Below are 19871 nucleotides of genomic sequence, written 5' to 3'. Positions count from 1 at the left end.
TTTTGAATGTATGATAGAAGATCTTTAAATTGTTTATTTTTTAATGTATTTTTGTTTTTCATGGAATCTAAGCATCTTGTTTTTACTGAAGAACACATTTTTTATGGACTGATTAAAAGCGATAAGGTTAAAGAACTATTAAATTTGTGTGCAATTGACTTTTATAAACTTAATAAACAGCTAGAAGAATTTTTTAGTAAGCTTCCTTTAAGAGGTGATTATATCTTAGAGTATGTTTCTAGTATGGATTATTTATATGATGATATAATCAGCACTCTTTTTTTTTATAAAAAGCCTTATAAAATACAAGAAAAAGATTTATTGTGGGTTCTTGTCAAAAAAAGAAAAAATAGCATTTTAGATGCTTTGCTTAACTCAGGCTTTAATTTAACTATTTTTGATAAACTTATTGAAGTTCATGATTATTTGGGAATAAATACTAATTCTGATTCAGGTCGTGATAGTGAATTGATTGCAGAATATATTCATAATAATTCGCTAAAAAGTAAAGGAGGCTTTCATATTTTTGATGATAATCGTGATAAACTGGATCAAAATAATATTTTCTTAGAAAATAAAAACTCTATTGGTAATTTTTTAACAAACGTTATTGATGCTTTGGATTTGAATTTAAAGCACAATCCTTTGATTGGTAGAAATAGAGAATTATCTCGGTTAATTCAAGTAATACTTAGGAAACATAAAAGTAATCCTATTTTATTTGGAGAACCTGGTGTTGGAAAAACAATATTAATCCAAGGTCTTGCATATAAGATAAAAATAGAAAATGTTCCAAAGGATTTAATAGGGTATGAAATCTATTCTCTTGATATTGGCAGACTTATTTCGGGTACCAAATACAGGGGAGATCTTGAGAGTAGAATAAATAGGGTTTTAGATTTTTTAAATTCAAGAAAAAAAGTTATGCTTTTTATTGATGAAATCCATATGATAGTAGGGGCAGGAGCTACTTCATTTGGTAGTATGGATGTTTCTAATTTGTTAAAGCCTATTCTTACTTTAGGAAAAATCAAATTTATTGGAGCTACTACAGAATATGAATATAGAAAATTTTTTTTAAAAGATAAGGCTTTAATGAGAAGGTTTCAAAGCATAGAGCTTAAAGAGCCCGGTTTTGACGACACTTATAATATTTTGCAGGAGATTAAAAAAGATTATGAGAGATATCATAATGTGGAATATACAGACGAGGCAATACAAGCTTGCATTACTATGTCTCAAAAATATATTAAAGATAGGTTTCTTCCAGATAAGGCTTTTGATATTTTAGATGAACTAGGTTCTAAATTTAAGCTCGAAAACATAAAAAGAAGCATAACAAAAGATGATGTTTGTGATTTGATTAAATCTGTTGTTGGCTCTAATATTTTTAATTTTGAAGAGTATGATAGTGAATTGCTAATTAATTTAGAAAATAGAATAAAAAAAGAACTCATTGTGCACGATAGTTTGGTATTTGATTTGATGTTAAATATCAAGCTATTAAAATTTAATTTGCTTGCTAACAGAAGTACTATTGGAATATTTGCTTTTGTTGGTTCTTCTGGAGTGGGTAAGGGTAAGTTGACAGATATTTTGTCAGAAGAGTTTAAAATTCCAAAATTTAATATTAATATGGGCGAGTATAGTGATTTTAGTTCTCTTGATAGATTGATTGGTCCTGTTTTAAATAATGATGGTCACTATGAATCTGCTCGATTTTTCAAATTTTTGAATAAATCTACTAATTCTATAATTTTTCTATCAGATTTTGATAAATGTAATAAAAGGGTTTTAAATTTTTTTTTGGAAGGGTTTAAAACAGGTAGAATTTTTGATGGTCTTGGTAAAAAGGCAAGTTTATCAGAAAGTTTAATAGTGATAGGTATTAATGTTGAGAACAAAGAACTTAATAGTATTGGTTTTAAAAATAGAATGAGAATGGGAGATGATTTTAATCTTGTATTAGAGAAGAGATTTCCTAATGAATTTTTAGAGTTAATAGATCATGTGTTTGTTTTTCAATCTATTGATGAGGTAAATTTTGAAAAAGTGATTTTTAATGAACTTGGTAGTTTTGCAAAGATATTGAGAGATAGAAAATTTGATGTTTTTTTTGAAAAAAGTGTTGTTGATTATATTCGAGAAAAGATTTATGGAAAGGGTTATGGATTAAAAAGTGTTAAAAAGTTTATATTCAAAGAAGTAGGGAAGGTTTTAATAGATGAAATTCTTTTTAAGAAAATTGAAAATTCTGGTAAAATAAAAATCTATTTAGATGAAACAATAAAATATAAGTTTTTGTAAGGTTATGGGAGTATTTATGAAGATATCAATAATAGGGGCAGGCGCTTGGGGAACAGCTATTGCAAAGTCTTTGGCAGATAAATTTGATTTTAATATTTTTTTATGGTCTTTTGAAGAAGATGTTAAGGATAGTATTAATAATAATAATGTTAATGACAAGTATTTAAAGGAAATCAAATTGCCAAAAAATTTAGTTGCAAGTTCAGATTTATTTGAAGTTGTATCAATGTCTGATTATATTTTCATTGCAACGCCTTCTCTTTTTACTGTTGATATTTTAAAAAAATTGGACCAGTTTTTTTATTCTTTGGGGATAAGGCCAAAATTAGCAGTACTTACAAAAGGATTTATTACTTTTAATGGAAAAACTCAGACAGTTGTTGAAGTTGCTGAGAAGGTTATGCAAGGGTATGAAGATGAAATTACTTACATTGTTGGTCCAAGTCATGCTGAGGAGGTTGGACTTGGTGTGATAACAGGGCTTGTTGCGGCTAGCAATAACAGAGAAAATGCATATTCGTTTATCAATTTGTTTCGTAAAACGCCAATTTCTATGTTTTATAGTAATGATGTTTTTGGAGTGCAAGTAGCAGCATCTTTGAAAAATGTTTTTGCAATTGCGTTTGGAATTTTATATGAGTATAAATTAAATTATCCTAATTTGATAGGTAATAATACAGAATCATTTTTGTTTGCAATATCCTTGAATAATATGAGAAATATTGCAATTGAGCTTGGAAGAGGAAATGTTGAAACGCTGTTATTTTTGGCTGGTTCTGGAGATTTAGATGTTACTTGTAGAAGTATATTTGGAAGAAATAGACGATTGGGAAGTGAAATTGTTAGCAAAAATGTTTTAGAGAGGTTTTCAAATATAGACGATTTGATAAGCAATATTAAAAAAATTGGATATTTGCCAGAGGGAGTTTTAGCTGCTAAATCAATTTTTGTCCTTTTAAAAGAATCAAATCGTGATCTAAATCCTAATAGTTTGTTAAGTGTTATATATAAAATTTTGAATAAAGAGTTGGGACCTGAATCTATACTTGATTATATGAGAGATGCTATTCAATAAAATAAAGCCTCTTTAGAGGCTTTATTGTTTTTGTTCGTTCATCATATATAAAATTTTGTTATAAACATCTTCAATTATTTCAAAATTCATTACAATTTCTGTAAGTTCGTTAGATTTAATAGTTCCTATTATGTTTTCATTTGTTGTTAGATCGTCTCTTTTGACCAAAGAATTGCTGTCTACTAAAATTTTTATTCTTGTTATGTCTTTGTTTATTTTTTTAATGTTTTTGATTCCCCCAAAACATTCTACAATATGCTCTGCTACTTTGATTTTGTTTGTTTTTTCTAAATCCACCATAGTAATTTTATTCCTTGTAGAAGGCTTTGTATGCTAAGTAAGCATTGTATAAATCAAATTTAGAAGTTATTTCCATTGGAGAATGCATGCTTATAACAGCAGGTCCCATATCTATTGTTCTTATTCCATAGCTAGCTAAGAATTTGGCAACAGTTCCCCCTCCCCCTTCTTCTACTTTTCCAAGTGTTGCTACTTGCCAAGCAATGCTGTTTTTATTTAATAATTGCCTAATGTAAGAAACAAGCTCAGCATCAGCATCGCTTGCCATACTTTTTCCGCCATGTCCTGTATATTTCATTATGGGTATACCGTAGCCAAGCTTGGGGGCATTCTGTTCGTCATGAACTGAGCTGAATAGTGGATTTATTGCTGCGCAAACATCAGCAGAAATGCTTTTTGAATTCCATAAAGCTTTTTGAACATGAAGGTTGTTGTATTCTGAATTTTTAATTTTAAATATTATGTCAGAAACAAAATATTCAAGATATCTTGAATCTAGTCCAGTTGAACCTGTTGAACCAATTTCTTCTTTATCTACAAGAAAGCAAATAGCAGTTTTGTTTGGGATCTCTTCAAGATCAAATATAGATTCTAATGAGGTATAAACACAAATTTTGTCATCTTGTCCATAAGCACCAATTAAAGCTCTGTCAAATCCAATGTCTTTTGCTGTTCCTGCTGGTACTATTTCAATTTCTGATGACACGAAATCCTCTTCTTCTATTTTGTATTTTTCTTTTATGAGATGAAGAATTGCCAATTTAACTTTATTTTTTTCTTTTGTGTCAATTGGTAGACTTCCAATTAAAATTTTTAGATTTTCTCCTTCAATAATTTCATCGGATTTTTTGTTTCTTTGTATTTTTCTGTCAAGATGAGGCAAAATGTCGGGAATTATAAATACAGGATCATTTTCATTGTCGCCAATATTGATTTCAACTTTTTCTCCATTTTTTAAGAATGCCACACCTCTTATTGAAAGGGGAGTAGATAGCCACTGATATTTTTTTATTCCCCCATAATAGTTGGTTTTAAGAAATGCAAGTTCATTTTCTTCAGAGATTGGAGAAGGTTTTGCATCAAGCCTTGGTGAATCTGTGTGAGAAACAATGAAATTTATTCCATTTTCAATAGGATTTTTACCAATAATAGCAAAAGCAGCAGATTTGTCTCTACAGGTATAAAAAATTTTATCGCCTGGTATTAGATTTTTTTTCTCCTCAGCGTTAAAAAACCCTCTTTTTTTAGCTTTATCGAGAGCATAGGCTATAACTTCTCTTTCTGTTTTAAATTTACTTATAAATTTTTTATAATTTTCAGAAAAATTGAAAATTTGATTTTTTTCTTCTTCGTTTAAAGATATCCATGGATTTTGTTTTTTCATTACTAAGTCCTCCTATTTTATTCTAACATTTAATTGTTTTTAAAGTGTGTACAAAATAAATTATTTATTGTAAACTTACCTTTAATTTTTAATATGATAAATAAATCATAAGGGAGAATTTTTATGTATAAGAATGGTTTTTTTAAAAACTATTTAATAGGTTTTTTATTATTTTTAATAATTGGGTGTACTTCAAAAGACAGCTCAAGTGAGTATGTTGAAGAGCAAGAAGTTGACAATCCTTCTGAGCTTAATGAGGCCTCTAAAATAGATGAACACACCATTGGGCATATTTTTCATGCTATGGGAGTAGTTCATTCAAAAAATGATCGAAAAAGTTTGGGGAAAAATATAAAGGTTTTTTATTTTTCTGAAAAAGATGGATATTTTGAAACAATACCTTCAAAGAAGGATGCAAAGTTAATAGTTTATTTTTATGACAATATATATGCAGGAGAAGCTCCAATTAGTATCTCTGGCAAAGAAGCTTTTATTTTTGTTGGGATTACCTCTGATTTTACAAAGATTATAAATAGCAATTTACATGGTGCAAAAAGCGATCTTATTGGTACTTTTAGAGATCTTGATATTAAAAATTCAAAATTAGAAGTTACAGTAGATGAGAGCAATCCAGATGCCAAGACTTTTCTTAAATCTGTTAATTATATTATTGATGGTGTTGTAAAAATTTCACCTATGATGATGAATTAATTTATATTTTTGAATTTAGGCTTTAATTTAAAATTAAAGCCTATTTTGAAATCAAGCTCTCAAGCCCTTTTATTAAAATTTCTGCTGTTTTTACGTTGGTTGCAAGTGGTATTTTATGTACATCACAAAGTCTAATAAGAGCAGATACGTCTGGTTCATGAGGCTGGCTTGTTAGTGGATCTCTAAAAAAGAATATAGCTAAGATATTCCCTTCAGCTACTTCAGCCCCAATTTGCTGATCTCCCCCCATAGGTCCTGATTTGTATTTAATAATCTCAAGATCTGTAGCTTGTTGAATTCTGGATCCTGTTGTTCCTGTTGCAATAAGCTTGAATTTGGATAAGAAGAGATGGTTTTGTTTTACAAAATTTACCAAATCGTCTTTTTTTTTGTCGTGTGCAATTAATGCTATTTTTTTCCCCATTAATTTTATTCCTTTTCCAATGCAAAATAATTTTTATTGAAATTTAATAAAAATTAACAAATTTAATCATAGTACCATTTTTAGATTTTATTGTTTTTTAGAATTTATATTGGTTCTGGTTTGTGCCATAAGAATCCTTGTCCATAGTCTATTTCTAGTTCATTTATTTTTTTTAGTATTTCTTCGTTATATACAAATTCGGCAATAATTTTTATATTTTTTGTATCTGCTATTTTTTTAATGGATTTTATTATTACAAAATCTATTTCGCTAGAGTTTATTGCTTTTATAAAAGATCCGTCTATTTTAAGCAAGTCTATTGGCAGTGTTTTTATATATGAGAGTGATGTATGGCCGCTTCCAAAATCATCAAGTGCAAGCTTGATTCCAAAACCTTTTAATTCTTGGAAATATTTATTTATTATTTCAAAATTTTCAAGAATTCCAGTTTCTGTTATTTCTAAGCATATATTTTGAAGTGGGATTTGACTTTTCAATAAAGTATCTTTTAAAAAGATTCGAAAGTTTTGAGATTTTAGTGAGTAAGGAGATATGTTAATTGAAAAAATGTGAACTCCATTTTTTGATACAAAGCTTTTGTATTCTCTTAAAGCCTTTTTAACTATCAATTTATCAACTTCAACGGTTAAATTATATTTATCTATTAAGCTGAAAATTTGATCGTTTGGTATTGGTTTCCCCATATGGTCAAAAAGTCTTGTCAAGATTTCTATTTTAGGTTTTAAGTTCTTTTTAAGAGGAGTTATTTTTTGGTAATAAAGAGTAAAAAAATCATTTTTTATTGCTTTGAGTATATATTGAAAAATTTTATTTTGATTTTTTAAAATTACTGCTTCTGGAAGTTCTTCTTTGTACACAATAGGACTAGATTCTTTGTATTCAGATGATATTTTTGTAGCCATCATTAATTTAGGGATTTTAATTTCTAAGTTTTCTTTTAAATTTACTTCTATTATTCCGATATTGAATTCAAATATAATAATACCTTCTTTTTTTAATGCTAACGTAATTGTTTTTTTTATTTTTTTTGCAATTGAGATTATTCGTTTTTCACCGCCACTTGTGCATATAATTACTATTAAATTGTTATTTTTTAACTTAAAGATGTATTCAGAATACAACGACATTATTTTTGAATACATTATTTTAAGTATTTTTATGTGAAGTTTTTCTTTGTCTTCTTTGTATTCATATTCTGTTGTTAAGGATAGGTCTAAATTAAGCAAGTATATTCTGTTTTTTTTGTAAGTACCCATTTGGTTTACTAGTAATTTTTCAATTTCTTTGATATTCTGCATCTCATCTTGTGAATCAATAATTTCTAGGTATTTATAGTTTTCTATTTCATTAGTGTTTGGTATTTCTTTGATTGTTATTAATTTATCAATATTGTTTTGAGCAATTGTGCTAATAAATATATCTACATTTAATTTTTTATTATTTTTTAAAGTTAAAAGACAATCGGTTATTAATATGTTTTTAAATTCAGGAATAGAATTTGTATGATGACTTAAATCTATTTTTTTCAACTTTTCCCAATCTCTAATATCTATGTCGGTTACTTTGATTGTATTTCCAGAGGTTGTCATTGGAAGATTAAGATCTTTGCTTCCTTTTTCGTTGATATAAATAATTTCATTTTCTATGTTTGTAATAATTACTATTTCTTTTATGAGTTCAGATAAATTTAAGAAGAAATCTAGAGTTGTATTTTTGTTATCACAAAATATTTTTTTTTGGTGTATCAAGCTTTGCTTATATTCTAATTCGCTTATATCTTTTATTATTTCTATGTGATTAAGTTTTAAATATTCCTCATCAAATTTTTCATTACTAATTATGATAGAATGGATTTTGTTTGTATTTTTTAATTCATTTGCGATATTTATTGAAAAATCTATTGGTTTTTCATAATTATAAATAATAGCGAACTTAATATTATTTTGTTTTACATATTCACTATATAAAGCTTTTTCAGATTTTACGATTTGAATTAAGTTGAAAATAGATTTGAGCTTTATAAGGTCTTTAATATCAATTTCGTTTTTAGAAATTACAACAGAATTTATATTTTGATAATTATTAACCCCTTTCATTTTATTGGTTTGCTCTTATTTTAATTTTTGTATTTTAAATTAGTATTATTTTTTATTTTTTTAACTGCGATTTTTTTAGTGACTATTATCCAGATCAAGCCTGAAAACATTAGTGTTAGTGAAAGTATTTGTCCCATTGATATGTTTAAAAAAGAAAAGTCGGATAGATTTTTAATTGGCTTGTAATTTATTATAAATCCAAGTTCTTTGTCTGGCTCTCTTAAATATTCAATAAAGAATCTGAAAAAAGCATAAAGCATTATATATGCACCAAAAATAAATCCATCGTATTTTTTGATTTTTCTAAATAAAAACCATAATAACATAAAAGTTACAGGACCTTCGAAAAATCCCTCAATAAGTTGAGAAGGTATTCTTGGGAGGTTGATTAGCAGGTCATGAGGCAAGATTTCAAGCCCTACGGATGATGCAAATTCTTTTACGCCTGGTATATTTGTGTCAAGTGGTTCTGCATTTGGAAATATTATTCCTCCTTTTATTACTCTTCCATAAAGTTCTGCATTTGCAAAATTAGCAAGTCTTCCAAGTATGTAACCAGAAGAAAAAGCTATTGCCCCATAGTCTGTGAGTTTTAGAAAATATTTTTTTACATTTGTATTTTTAAGCTTTGTATTTATTATGATTAGAGGAGCAATTATTACTCCTAAAAAACCACCATGTATGGCCATTCCTCTAAAGCCTGTAAAATTCCAATGCTGATCAAATGGTAAAAGTATTAACCAAGGATGAGAATAATAAATTCCTGATTTGTCGTAAACTAAGGTAGCTGCTAATCTTCCTCCTAAAATTGCTCCAAGTACAAGTGAGAACATAAATGTTTCATAATGTTCTTTTTTGATATCAATATTGTCTTTTTGTATTTGATACCAAATAAACTTGTAAGAAATTAGTATGATAGAAATGTAAGATAGGCTATACCATGTAATTGGGATGCCTTGAATTACTTCAGGGTGTAACCAACTTGGGTAATTTATATAATTTGGCATTAGACCTCCTTAGTCTTTTCAAGCTTTTCAAAAAGCTTTTTTTTAAATAACATATTTTGCTTTCTCAAGGTTTCGATTTCTCTTTTCTGAGATTTTATTATATCAATAATTTCGCTATTGTCTATTGTTTTGTTTTTTATCAACGATTCAAGATATTCAATTTTTTGAATATATTCTTCTTGTGCTTCTCTTAGTACAAAATCATAACTTTCATTTAAGTCTTCTTCGTTTAAAAGCTCAGCATCATTTGTTAAATCTTCAATTTCAATCAAATTTTTTGCAATTTTTTTTAGACTTTTAGAGGTTGAGCTTGTAGGTTTGTATATAGTTATGGGAATTTTATTGTTTAAGGCCTGATCTACGAGTTCATCTTTATAAATTGCTCCTATGCTTTGTAAATTTATGCTTAAATAGTTTTTTGCTGATTTTATTATTTTTTCGGTTTTTTCAATGTCATTAGGAGTTTTTAGCATATTGAATACCATAAAAGGACTAATTTTTTTAAATAGTTTGTTAAATTTAGAGTAATTTTCAGGGTCTTTGCTTTCTAGTTTTAACAACAAATTAGGTATATATATTTTTTGAAGATCGATTGAATTTTGTTTTATTGTTATAAGAATTTCATTTCCTTTTGTTCCTCTTTTAAATACTGTTGATAACAGTCTGAATATTATATTTTTAAGAAATAAATACGCATTCATTGTAGCTGTTATTGTTGGTGTTGTTACTATTATTCCTCTTTTTGACATTAAAAAGAAGTCTATGATATTAAAGGTTGTTCCTGCGCCAAGATCAATCACCAAGTAATCATATTTTAAAGCTTTTAAGTTGCTTATTATAGTTTTTTTTTGAGAAGCAGCTATATTGGCAAGTTCTGGGATGTCGGAGTCTCCTGCAATAAAGTTTAGATTTTTAATTCCAGATTCAATAATAATGTCTGAGAAATTGATCTTTGTTTTTAAAAATGTGCCTATACTTTTTTTGGGTATAATGTTTAACATTGAATGTAAATTAGATGCTCCAAGGTCAAGGTCAATAAGCAAGACATTTTTTCCTTCGTTTGCCAGGCAAATTGCTATGTTTGCTGAGAAAAGGGATTTACCAACTCCCCCTTTACCACTAGCTACAGGAATAATAATCAAGTCTTACTCCGCTGTTTTTCTTTTTGCTTTAATTAGCGCTAACATTGTTACATTAAATGCTAGATAAACTAAAGTAATTCCCAAGAGCATAGCTAAAGAGGTTTGATAGGCGTATACTTTAAAAGTAAATCCTAAGATAAACAATAATAATGTCAATATTATTTGGAATAATTTAGTTATTACTATAATGTTGTGAAGAATTTTAAATTTTTCGTAGATAAAATAATACAGTGTTAAATTGGCCATAAAAAATTCAGGCGAGTATAAAATAAATGTTAGCATAAACTTTATGGAGTAATTATTAATAAAGATTAACTTATTAATGGCTTGGTATAGTAAGGCTAAAATTAAAAGGCTTTCAATTATTTGCAATATAATAAGGCTTACTCTTAGAAGGCATTGTTTTTTTTTAGAGTGTGAGTTTAACATAGTTTTAAAATATTATATTATGAAAATAAAATCAAGTTTTAATTTTTGCATTAGGAATGAATAAATGAAAGATAAATTTTTAATATTTGTGTATTTTTTGTTGACTCTAGGTATAAGCTCTTTAGTTATTGTTGAATCTATTTTTGCTTTTGGTGAATCTGATAATAAGCTATCAAGATCTAATTATGAGCAGATGATGATTCAAGCCTTTGAATTTGTAAAAGAAAATTATGTTGATCCTGTAAGCGATGAGGTAATTTTTGAAGGTGCTTTAAAAGGAATATTTCAAGCTTTAGGCGATCCTTATTCTCAATATTTGACAAAAAAGGATTTAGAAGAAATTTCAAAAACAACAGTGGGAGATTATGTTGGCATTGGGATTTCTATAATAAAAAAAATGCGCTCTCAAGATAAACAAGACAATATAAAAGATCTTGATCCTAATAACTCTTGTGTTTCTATTGTTACACCTTTTGAGGGAGGTCCAGCTTATAAGGCTGGAATTAAGTCTGGGGATTGTATTACTGCTGTTGATGGCAAGAGTGTTTCTTCTATGGAGGTAGATCAAGTTGTTGATCTACTAAAAGGCAAAGAGGGCACAAAAGTTAAAGTATCTATTCTTAGAGGAAAGGATTTGGCATTAGATTTTGAACTTACAAGAGAAAAGATAGAAATACAAACAATAAAGTATGATGTTATTAGTCCAAATATTGGTTATGTAAGAATAGTAAGCTTTAATCCACATACTTCTGTAGATTTTAGCAAAGCTTTAGACGATCTTAAAAATAGAAATATTAAATCTCTAGTTTTGGATTTAAGGCTTAATACTGGAGGATATTTTCAAGCAGCTATAAAAATGGCAGATGATATTTTGTCTAGAGGAACTATTGTGTCTACAAAATCAAGAAATTCTAGTAAGCCTATTGATTATAAGGCGGGTTCAAAGCAAATTTTGCCTTCGGATATAAAAATCGTTGCTTTAATAGACAGATCATCAGCTTCAGCATCAGAGGTTTTTGTAGGGGCCTTAAAAGATAATAATAGGGCATATATTATAGGCGAAAAGTCTTATGGTAAGGGGCTTATTCAGCATGTAGTTCCTTTTTATACTGGCGGGTTTAAAATTACAAGCTCAAAGTATTATACCCCATCTGGAAAGAGTATTCACAAGGTTGGGATTGAGCCTGATTTGGAAATAAAATCACCGAATTTTTCTGAAGAGGAAGCGTTAATATACAAAGAAATTTTTGATAAAAAGCTAGTAGAGGGCTTTTTGAAGGATAAAAAGTCTATTACTGAAGAAGAGATTGATTTTTTTGTTGAGAATCTTGTTAAAGAGAATCCAAAATATAAAATTGATAAAGAATTTTTAGGCAAGTATGTGTTTTTTAATTATTATCAAGACAATAATAAAGAACTACCAATTTATAATCTACATTATGACAAGGTTTTAAAAGCGGCTTGTGAGTATTTATCTAAAATGGATAATTAAATTGTGAAACAAATTGTTTTGGATGAGAATTGCTTATCAGGCAATTTTATTGTTGTTAATGATATAAAAATATATCATCATCTTATTAATGTAAGGCGACTTAAAAAGGGTAATAAGCTGAACATTCTTTTAAAAAATAAAGAATTAAGAGCGTCAGAAATAGTTGAGATTGGTAGTGATTTTATTAAGTTTGCTACCAATAAAATAGAGAAAATTGAAAAAAATAATTTTGAGATAAGTATCTTTATTTCTAGTTTAAAGGGTAAAAAGATAGATTCTGTGTTAAGGCAGGTTGTTGAAATTGGAGTTTCAGAGATTAATGTTATCAATTCAGATCATTCTGTGTCCAAAATAGATATAAGCAATACATCTGCTAAGACTTTAAGATTTTCAAAAATAATAAACGAGGCCTTAAAGCAAAGCGGCAATAAAATTGTTCCTAAAATTAATTTTTATAATAGTTTTTTTTCTGCGCCTTATTCTTTTTGTACTACTAAATATTATGTTGCTCATCAAAGTGGGGTGCTTTTAAGCAAGAATGAAAGTTTTGACAATTTTAGTAAAATTGGAATTATAATAGGTCCTGAAGGATGCTTTTCAAATGCAGAAATTTCCTTTTTCAAGGAGAAAGGCTTTAATTTTGTTAAGTTTGACACTCCAATTTTGCGAGCAGATACGGCTGTTATTTATTCGCTTGTTTATTTTAAGGCATTGTTAGAGGTTTGTAATGGCTAATTTAAAAGATATATATTCAAAACCAGACAGATTTTATTTTTTAGGCGTACCCATAGATGTTTTTGATAGTCGCAGTAAGCTTATAAGTAGGTTTGCGTATCTATCAGGGCATCCTTATCATTCAATAGTAGTTTTTATCGGGTTTAAAGCTTTTTTAAAGGTTTTGATTTTTAAAAAGTTTAGAAATCGCATTAAAAATTCTTCTCTTGTTTTTTTAAATTCCAAGATTGTAAGATTTTTTTGTAGGATTTTTAAAAGAGTTAATATTGATTGTTATGATTCAAATACAGTGCTTCTTATTTTAATGGGGATACTAGAAAATGCTCATAAAACATGTTATATTATTGACAAGGATAAGGTTATTTCAAAGAAGAAATTTTTAAGATTGAAAGAATCTCATAAAGAAATTAGTTTTATTGGGTATTATGATTTAAAAGCTGTAAAGAGAAATAAAGAAATGTTTTTTGCAAATATTAATAAACTTACTCCTAGTGTAATAATAAGCTTTTGTAATGATAGGTATCTTGAAAATTTATTTTATGAAAATAAATTTAATATTAGAACTAATTTAAGTGTTTTTTTATGAGTTTTTAATTTTAATTTGTCTTTCTATATTTTATGAGGTAAGTATGGCATTTTTGCTAAATCAATCGGTAGTTTATCCAATGCATGGAGTAGGTACTATTAAAGATATTAAAACTAAAGAGTTTAATGGTGAGATTATTGATTATTATGAAATACATTTTCCATTTAGCGATATGATTTTTATGGTTCCTGTTGCTAAGGTTGATGATTTTGGAATTAGAGCTTTGGTTAGTAGAGAAAAGGTAGAAGAAGTCTTTGAGATTATTAAAGACTTCGAAGGTCAAATAGATTCAAAAAAAATAAAAGATGGTGGTCATGAATTTTATAAAAAGAGCGATATTTTGGATACAGCAAAGTTATATAAGTTTTTATATAAAAAATCTACTCAAAAAGAACTTCCTTTTTATGAAAAGAGGATTTTGAATGATTTTGAGTTAATATTGGAGCACGAGATTAGCTTAGCTTTGCAAATTAGTTTTGATGAGGCTAAGAAGAAGATTAAAAATATTTTGGTCGACAGTAAAAAGGCTTAAAAGTTTCTTCAATTTTTGAGGGGGAGGATTTGCTGTGTTTGATTCTTTAAGATTGATCTTTTTAATAATTTATAGATTTATTTTAATATTTTGCCTTGTTTCTTTAATGTTTATCTGTACGTTTTATTTAAAATATAAGTTTTTGCATTTTAATTTTTCTATTTTTAGCTACAGTCTTTATTACAATTCTTATATTTATTCTTTCCCTTTGTCACTTGTTGTTACTTTTATGAGAGTGCCTTGCCCTTTTGATGGGGTGTTGTTAAAATCCTCTAGGGAGGTTTTTTCTTTTTATTTTATTATCTTTATTTTTATTGTATTATTTTCTTATTTAGGATTTTTGGTTAGTCGCAGTTTTAATTCTTACTTTATTGATATTAATAGAAATAATAATTTTATTCTTAAAGATGAAGTTGTGCATTTTTTAAGTGACAAAATAATCTTTTCTAGCAATAAACCTAAATTTTATGGTTTTAGTGGAGTTTTAATCGTTTCAGAGGATGACGAAAAAGATAAAAGTTTTACTTATAGATCAGATCTTTATGATTTTAGTAAGATTGATTTTATTGAGAATAATTTTGTAGATCAAAAGATTTATAATAATTTTGTTGATTATCTTTTTAGAGATTTAAAAATTTTGAATAATTTTTTACTCTCACTAAATTATTTTAATTTGATTTTTAATATATTGGGAATTTCTTTGTTATTATTTGCCTTCTCTTATGTTTTTAATCTCATTTTTTCAAGTAGTTTTGCAATTTTTCTTTATCCTATTTTTATTATACTTTTTTTAAAAATTTATAATATCTATTCGATTGAGTTTCCTAAGATTTACAACATAATAGTAGGAAAGAGCATGGTTTCTGATTTTATTCCTTTTATTTTTTGTGTTTTAACTTTTTTTTCTACCTACTTATTTGGCTTTGTTTCAGAATATATTAAAATCAGTAAAGATTTAGATAATAATTTATATAAGGGTAGTTAGTTATTAAAGCTTATGAAAAGAGAAATATATGCATTTTTGAGCAACTTTATTATTTTTCTATTTTTTTTTCTAGGTTTAATCTTTAGTTATTCTTACTTTTTTGGAGAAAATTTTTTAGAAAAGCATAGATTAATAGCAACTTTTTTTGATTCTATTTTACTTTTTTATAAGTATTTTTATGGGTTTTTTATTTTTATTGTTTGTATTTTCTTTGCTTTTTGTATTCAGCAAGAGATAAAGGTTTATTTAAAAACATATAATGGTTATTTGTTTTCTAGGCTTTATGCATTTTTATTATTATTTTTTATTATAGGGATTATTTTTACTGTTATATTTAATTTAATATTGCCTTATATAATTACCCAGAGAAATGAGTATAAATTTAGTTATGATAGGTATAATCTTCTTGAGAATGAGGCAAATAAAATATCTCTTAAGATTAAAAATATAGATATAAGCTTGTCTTCAAATAGATTTTTTGCATCCTCTGATTTAGTAGATTCAATGAGGCAAAAAAGAAAATATCTTGAAGATTTGATTAGAATATATGATAAAATGCGGATTATTTATGTAAATAATGAGGAGCTTTTAACAAACTATTATTTAGTGAAATCTGAATATAATAAAATTCCAAATTATGATGTTGATTTGGAAAAGATTAAAAAAACTTTTTCCTTATATCCTTTGCAAAGCCTTAAAAAGCAAGATTTTTTTAATATTGTCAATGGATTTATTTCTCAAAGTGATTATTATACCGCTAATTACTTTGCTTATATTGCTTATGTTGCAACAAAAGACGATAATTTTGTTGCGCTTTTAAATTTGACTTTAAAGTTTATTAATGAAAATAGAAATTTGCAAAAAGAGAGAATGCAGTTAATTTCTGAAGAAAAGCAAAAAAATTTTTTGTATCTTAATACTGACAAATTTAAATTAGCTTATTACGGTTTTTCAAATCTTCATAAACTATTACCTAGTGATAATGAAATTTTGAATTATAAAAACAAATCGCTTGAAAAGCTTAGAAAAAAATATCTTTTTTTTGATGAGATTGAAAAATATTTTGAATATTATGGAATAAACGATGTGTTTTTATTGCAATCAGATTCTAATAGAGGTTTTTATGATTATATTTATATGCAAAAAGTTGTAGCACTCAATCGTTATTCTAAAATAATAAAAAATTTTGAACTTATTAGATTTAATAGAACAGGAAATGTTGTATTGCATATTAAAATCCCATTTGCTACTTTAAGAGGCAATTCTGTATATCAAAATGTTTTAGACAAAGACAATGAGTGGAGTGAAATCACTCTTACTAAAGTTTTTGTGTCTATGAATAGTTTTGATACGAACGTTTTAGAAGTTATCAAGATTAATGAGAATGTAGAAAATTTAGCTTTATTTTCAAATTTTACTGAAGTTGGATTTTTTTTAAAAATTCAAAATTTGCCAAGTGCTTTTCATAAGGTTACTATATTGAATTTAAAATTAATTAATATTTTTTCCTTAAGTTTGGTTTTGCTAATTTCTCCCATTTTACTAGTCTTAATGGGCGCTTTTTTTATTTCTTTATTTTCTAAAATAGAGTTTAATTTCAATTCTAAGGCTATGATTTTTCTAGTTTCACTAATGATAGCTATTTTTTCAGGAATTACTTGTTTTTTTATAAATTATTTTTTAATTATTTTTACCTCTCTTATTATATATGTATTTAATAGCGTTTATATATCTTTAACTATTCTTTCTATGCTATTGTGTTTCTTTATTTTTAGAATAATAACATTAAATTATAAAGAAACACATATTTAATTTATTGTGGCTATTTAATTTTTTTTATATTCTTAATTCTAGAGAAAAACCACTCATTTATTAGTAAATTTTCTTTTTCAATAGTTTTTTTATTTAATATATAAGAATAGGCATTGATTTGAGTTTCATCAATAATAAAAGGAGATATTTCGTCAATTGATTGTGTTATTTTTAAATTTAATCCTTTGTAAAGAGTAAAGCCATTTGCAAGCCCAAAGCATGTATTTGATTGAGATTTGTTGTTAAAACTAATTAAGTTTTTTTGGGTATTTTTATCTAAAATCCAGTTGATAAATTTTTTAGTCAAAATAGATGTTTCTATAATCCCAATAAAGTTTGGGCTTGAGATAACAATTTCATTGTTATTGTTGGTTAAATATGAAAATTTTATTTGGTTTTTTTCTTGTTCGTTTAAGCTATTATAGAAATTTAGGTCACTTAATCCTGTTATTAAAAGAGATTTTTTATCAAGTAATATTTTGCTTAGTTTAAGGTAACTATATTTATTGAAGAAATCTTTTTGCAAATCTATTTGTTTTGCATTTAAAAATGATGAGAAGTATTCTAGCATTTCTGAAATTTTATTTTCATTGTAATTTAATTTGTTCTTTTCAAAAGAAAACCTTACATCGTTTATTTCAGAAATCACATAAAACAAATTTTCGGAAATATAGGGTGATATGAAAAATTTTCCTTCTTTAATGAAGTTGTCGTATTCTTTTTTTAAATATTTAATGTTTATGTATTTTTTAATGTTATGTGTATTCTTATAGATTAAGATAGGTAGGTCAAAGCTTAATGGAATAATTTTATAGTTGAATTGTTTGAAAATGTGTTTTAAGATGGGGTAATCTGGATTATAATTGATTTTTATAGATTTAAAATAGTTAATAATGTTTGCATTGCTAATGTTTTTAGAAATAATTATTTGTGCATTTTCTTTTTCTATTGTTTGTAGATCAATGCTATCTCTAAACTTAATTATAAAATTTAGTTTATTTTCGACGTTAAATTGATTTATATAAAATGGTATTTTTTTATTATCGGTTAGTACAACTATATTATTGTTTTTTGAACAGCCAGTGCTAAGCAATAAAATTGCTATTAATATTAAGTTTTTTATTCTCATAAAATTATTCAAGTTTTTTCTTTTATTTTACAATAAATTATGTATAATTTTTATAGTTAATATTGATTTTCATTTTAATTGGAAAATAGAGCAAGGGAACTGAAGATTTTTTAGGGGGATGATGAATTTGGGTTTATTTGATTTTATACTTTCTATGTTTAGTATTAATAAGGAGCTTACTTCGGAACAAATAAAGCAAAAAAGGCTAAAAGAAGTTAAAATTAGTTTAAGCAGGGTAAGTAATTTTTTTAATGCTTCAAAAATTCAGGCTTTACCCCAATTTTCTAGATTTCTTTATAATTTTTATAAGGTTTTTTCTCCTTTAAGGCCATTTGCTCAAAGGTATAAAAATTCTAATAAAATTGTTCATTTTGTTGTTGAAAAATATTTAAATGAAAGTCAAAAGAAATCTTTAGATTATATTTATTCTTTTTCTGCAAATGAGAACATAAATTTTGCTTCAGATCTTCCTAAGAATTTGCATAATAATTTATCTTATTTGTTTAAGAATATCACTCAAGAACAAATTAAGTTGATAGATGAAACTTATGAGGCATTGCATAATTTTTTTGATTTAGTCTTATATCAATACCACTTGGTTCTTAAAAATTTTGACAGTTTGCTTCCAGAAGATGATTTTGTATATAGGCCTAGGTTTAGTTCCATAGGTTGTGGAGTTATTATAGATGATCTTAAAGATTTGCTAGAATGTATGTCTTGTATTAAGAATATTTCTATTTGGAAAAACCTTTATGATATTATTTTGGAAATTTATGGGAATAAAGAAGATTTTCCTATTAAATTAAATGTTTGGAACAAGATTATTATTTCCATTTTGGATGTAAATAAGAGTAAAGAAATTTTATATCTAATAAGATATGTTAGTGGAGATCCAGATTATTTTCCTATTTCTATTGGGCAAAAGCCTAATCCAATAGCAAGAATGTTTTTCAATGACCTTACTAAGCATGTTGCAACTGAAATCGAAAAGATTAAAGTTTTGCAAAAAAATAGCAAATCTAAAATATTGGCTGAGCAGCTTTTCCCAGGAGTATCTCTTTTAAACTTGGATAATTATAATGAGAAAATGAATGAAAAGATTGTATCTAAAATTATGAGTACTACAGGATACATTTATTGCGAGCTTTTAGTCTATTTAAGAACTTATACTATTCATTTTGTTAAAAAAGATCTTAATGATATTATTAATTTACTTATTATTAAAGGACAATGGAAACTTATAGAGCTTTCAAGAGAAATGTCTAATGATATGCATGCTTTGATTAATATTTATACAAGTCTTATTGACTTTGATTCTAATTTAGGAGAGCAAGGCGGGTATGGTAATAGAATAAATGCATTGTTACATAGAGCTTCTGTAGGGGATAAATCTTCAGAAAAGTTATTGCTAAATATAATAGCAGATGTTAATAAAAAGGCGTTTACTATATCAAGTGAATATTATTCCAAGGTTTGTTCTATTGAACAGCGTTTACAAGATTGTCTTTCAGATTATTCGAAAGTTTCTTTGGAAAGAGAGTTGATTTATAATTGGAAAGAGCTTGACATGGATCTTGCTAAAAGCTATGGAAACAATTTAAATTTTGGAGGTATAATGAAAAATGTTTTAGGTAATTTGTCTTTATTTTTAAAGTTAATGGATTTATATTTGGAGAAAAAATCATAAGATCTTAAGGAGTGTTT

Annotated in this window: 17 protein-coding genes; 10 read left to right on the top strand and 7 right to left on the bottom strand. The window is 26.5% G+C overall.

Annotated elements, in window-relative coordinates:
* Positions 1 to 6 precede the first annotated feature (6 nt).
* Both OY14_01805 and OY14_01800 read left to right on the top strand, forming a co-directional pair.
* Positions 7 to 2307, top strand: a complete 2301-nt coding sequence (locus OY14_01805; GenBank protein ID AJA90191.1) for a Clp protease ClpA — start codon at positions 7 to 9, stop codon at positions 2305 to 2307.
* 16 nt (positions 2308 to 2323) lie between these two features.
* Positions 2324 to 3382 (top strand): glycerol-3-phosphate dehydrogenase, encoded by a 1059-nt coding sequence (locus tag OY14_01800; GenBank protein AJA90190.1) that lies wholly within the window; start codon positions 2324 to 2326, stop codon positions 3380 to 3382.
* 21 nt (positions 3383 to 3403) lie between these two features.
* Here the strand turns inward: OY14_01800 and OY14_01795 are convergent, their stop codons facing one another.
* Both OY14_01795 and OY14_01790 read right to left on the bottom strand, forming a co-directional pair.
* Entirely contained in the window at positions 3404 to 3682 is a 279-nt protein-coding gene (locus OY14_01795) for a DNA mismatch repair protein MutT (protein ID AJA90189.1), read from the bottom strand.
* Between the two features lie 7 nt (positions 3683 to 3689).
* Positions 3690 to 5066 (bottom strand): aminopeptidase 1, encoded by a 1377-nt coding sequence (locus OY14_01790; GenBank protein ID AJA90188.1) that lies wholly within the window; start codon positions 5064 to 5066, stop codon positions 3690 to 3692.
* Between the two features lie 123 nt (positions 5067 to 5189).
* On the opposite strand from OY14_01790, the gene OY14_01785 reads away from it, so the two are divergent.
* Positions 5190 to 5777: an outer surface lipoprotein gene (locus OY14_01785; GenBank protein AJA90187.1), complete on the top strand. Its 588-nt coding sequence runs from the start codon at positions 5190 to 5192 to the stop codon at positions 5775 to 5777.
* Positions 5778 to 5817: 40 nt separating this feature from the next.
* Here OY14_01785 and OY14_01780 read toward each other — a convergent pair whose 3' ends face one another.
* From OY14_01780 to OY14_01765, 4 genes are all read right to left on the bottom strand, one after another.
* Positions 5818 to 6201 carry a methylglyoxal synthase gene (locus OY14_01780; protein ID AJA90186.1) on the bottom strand — a complete coding sequence of 128 codons (384 nt, stop codon included), beginning with the start codon at positions 6199 to 6201 and terminating at the stop codon, positions 5818 to 5820.
* A 104-nt stretch (positions 6202 to 6305) separates the two neighbouring features.
* Positions 6306 to 8318 carry a periplasmic protein gene (locus OY14_01775; protein ID AJA90185.1) on the bottom strand — a complete coding sequence of 671 codons (2013 nt, stop codon included), beginning with the start codon at positions 8316 to 8318 and terminating at the stop codon, positions 6306 to 6308.
* A gap of 20 nt (positions 8319 to 8338) precedes the next feature.
* A complete protein-coding gene (locus tag OY14_01770) occupies positions 8339 to 9325 on the bottom strand; it encodes a diacylglyceryl transferase (protein AJA90184.1) in 987 nt (328 codons plus the stop codon).
* Positions 9325 to 10467, bottom strand: coding sequence for an ATP-binding protein (locus OY14_01765; protein AJA90183.1), 1143 nt, complete (start codon positions 10465 to 10467; stop codon positions 9325 to 9327). Before OY14_01765 ends, OY14_01770 begins: the two co-directional genes overlap by 1 nt.
* A 493-nt stretch (positions 10468 to 10960) precedes the next feature.
* Here OY14_01765 and OY14_01760 point away from each other — a divergent pair, with 493 nt between their 5' ends.
* Genes OY14_01760 through OY14_01735 form a run of 6 tightly spaced genes read left to right on the top strand, consistent with a single transcriptional unit; the run spans position 10961 to position 17038 of the window.
* Entirely contained in the window at positions 10961 to 12388 is a 1428-nt protein-coding gene (locus tag OY14_01760) for a peptidase S41 (protein ID AJA90182.1), read from the top strand.
* A gap of 3 nt (positions 12389 to 12391) precedes the next feature.
* Entirely contained in the window at positions 12392 to 13123 is a 732-nt protein-coding gene (locus tag OY14_01755; protein ID AJA90181.1) for a 16S rRNA methyltransferase, read from the top strand.
* A complete protein-coding gene (locus tag OY14_01750; GenBank protein AJA90180.1) occupies positions 13116 to 13709 on the top strand; it encodes a hypothetical protein in 594 nt (197 codons plus the stop codon). The genes OY14_01755 and OY14_01750 overlap by 8 nt, the downstream gene beginning before the upstream one ends.
* 43 nt (positions 13710 to 13752) lie before the next feature.
* Positions 13753 to 14241 carry a transcriptional regulator gene (locus OY14_01745; protein AJA90179.1) on the top strand — a complete coding sequence of 163 codons (489 nt, stop codon included), beginning with the start codon at positions 13753 to 13755 and terminating at the stop codon, positions 14239 to 14241.
* A 34-nt stretch (positions 14242 to 14275) separates the two neighbouring features.
* Positions 14276 to 15226 (top strand): membrane protein, encoded by a 951-nt coding sequence (locus OY14_01740; protein AJA90178.1) that lies wholly within the window; start codon positions 14276 to 14278, stop codon positions 15224 to 15226.
* Between the two features lie 12 nt (positions 15227 to 15238).
* Entirely contained in the window at positions 15239 to 17038 is a 1800-nt protein-coding gene (locus tag OY14_01735) for a membrane protein (GenBank protein ID AJA90177.1), read from the top strand.
* Between the two features lie 10 nt (positions 17039 to 17048).
* On the opposite strand, the gene OY14_01730 is transcribed toward OY14_01735, so the two are convergent.
* On the bottom strand, positions 17049 to 18179 hold the full coding sequence (locus OY14_01730) for a hypothetical protein (GenBank protein ID AJA90176.1): 1131 nt from the start codon (positions 18177 to 18179) through the stop codon (positions 17049 to 17051).
* A gap of 109 nt (positions 18180 to 18288) precedes the next feature.
* Between OY14_01730 and OY14_01725 the strand changes: the two genes are divergently transcribed.
* Positions 18289 to 19854, top strand: a complete 1566-nt coding sequence (locus OY14_01725) for a hypothetical protein (GenBank protein ID AJA90175.1) — start codon at positions 18289 to 18291, stop codon at positions 19852 to 19854.
* Positions 19855 to 19871 lie beyond the last annotated feature (17 nt).

It is taken from the genome of Borreliella chilensis, assembly GCA_000808095.1.
Classification (GTDB): Bacteria; Spirochaetota; Spirochaetia; order Borreliales; family Borreliaceae; genus Borreliella; species Borreliella chilensis.
The sequence above is the reverse complement of the archived record's forward strand: the minus strand, read 5'-3'. Positions and strand labels throughout refer to the sequence as shown.

Excerpts from the sequence above, each read along its gene's own strand:
- OY14_01780 (AJA90186.1), bottom strand. The coding sequence starts at position 6,201 with ATGGGGAAAAAAATAGCATTAATTGCACACGACAAAAAAAAAGACGAT.
- OY14_01775 (AJA90185.1), bottom strand. The coding sequence starts at position 8,318 with ATGAAAGGGGTTAATAATTATCAAAATATAAATTCTGTTGTAATTTCT.
- OY14_01795 (AJA90189.1), bottom strand. The coding sequence starts at position 3,682 with ATGGTGGATTTAGAAAAAACAAACAAAATCAAAGTAGCAGAGCATATT.
- OY14_01770 (AJA90184.1), bottom strand. The coding sequence starts at position 9,325 with ATGCCAAATTATATAAATTACCCAAGTTGGTTACACCCTGAAGTAATT.
- OY14_01750 (AJA90180.1), top strand. The coding sequence starts at position 13,116 with ATGGCTAATTTAAAAGATATATATTCAAAACCAGACAGATTTTATTTT.
- OY14_01805 (AJA90191.1), top strand. The coding sequence starts at position 7 with ATGTATGATAGAAGATCTTTAAATTGTTTATTTTTTAATGTATTTTTG.
- OY14_01800 (AJA90190.1), top strand. The coding sequence starts at position 2,324 with ATGAAGATATCAATAATAGGGGCAGGCGCTTGGGGAACAGCTATTGCA.
- OY14_01725 (AJA90175.1), top strand. The coding sequence starts at position 18,289 with ATGAATTTGGGTTTATTTGATTTTATACTTTCTATGTTTAGTATTAAT.
- OY14_01760 (AJA90182.1), top strand. The coding sequence starts at position 10,961 with ATGAAAGATAAATTTTTAATATTTGTGTATTTTTTGTTGACTCTAGGT.
- OY14_01745 (AJA90179.1), top strand. The coding sequence starts at position 13,753 with ATGGCATTTTTGCTAAATCAATCGGTAGTTTATCCAATGCATGGAGTA.
- OY14_01790 (AJA90188.1), bottom strand. The coding sequence starts at position 5,066 with ATGAAAAAACAAAATCCATGGATATCTTTAAACGAAGAAGAAAAAAAT.
- OY14_01785 (AJA90187.1), top strand. The coding sequence starts at position 5,190 with ATGTATAAGAATGGTTTTTTTAAAAACTATTTAATAGGTTTTTTATTA.
- OY14_01735 (AJA90177.1), top strand. The coding sequence starts at position 15,239 with ATGAAAAGAGAAATATATGCATTTTTGAGCAACTTTATTATTTTTCTA.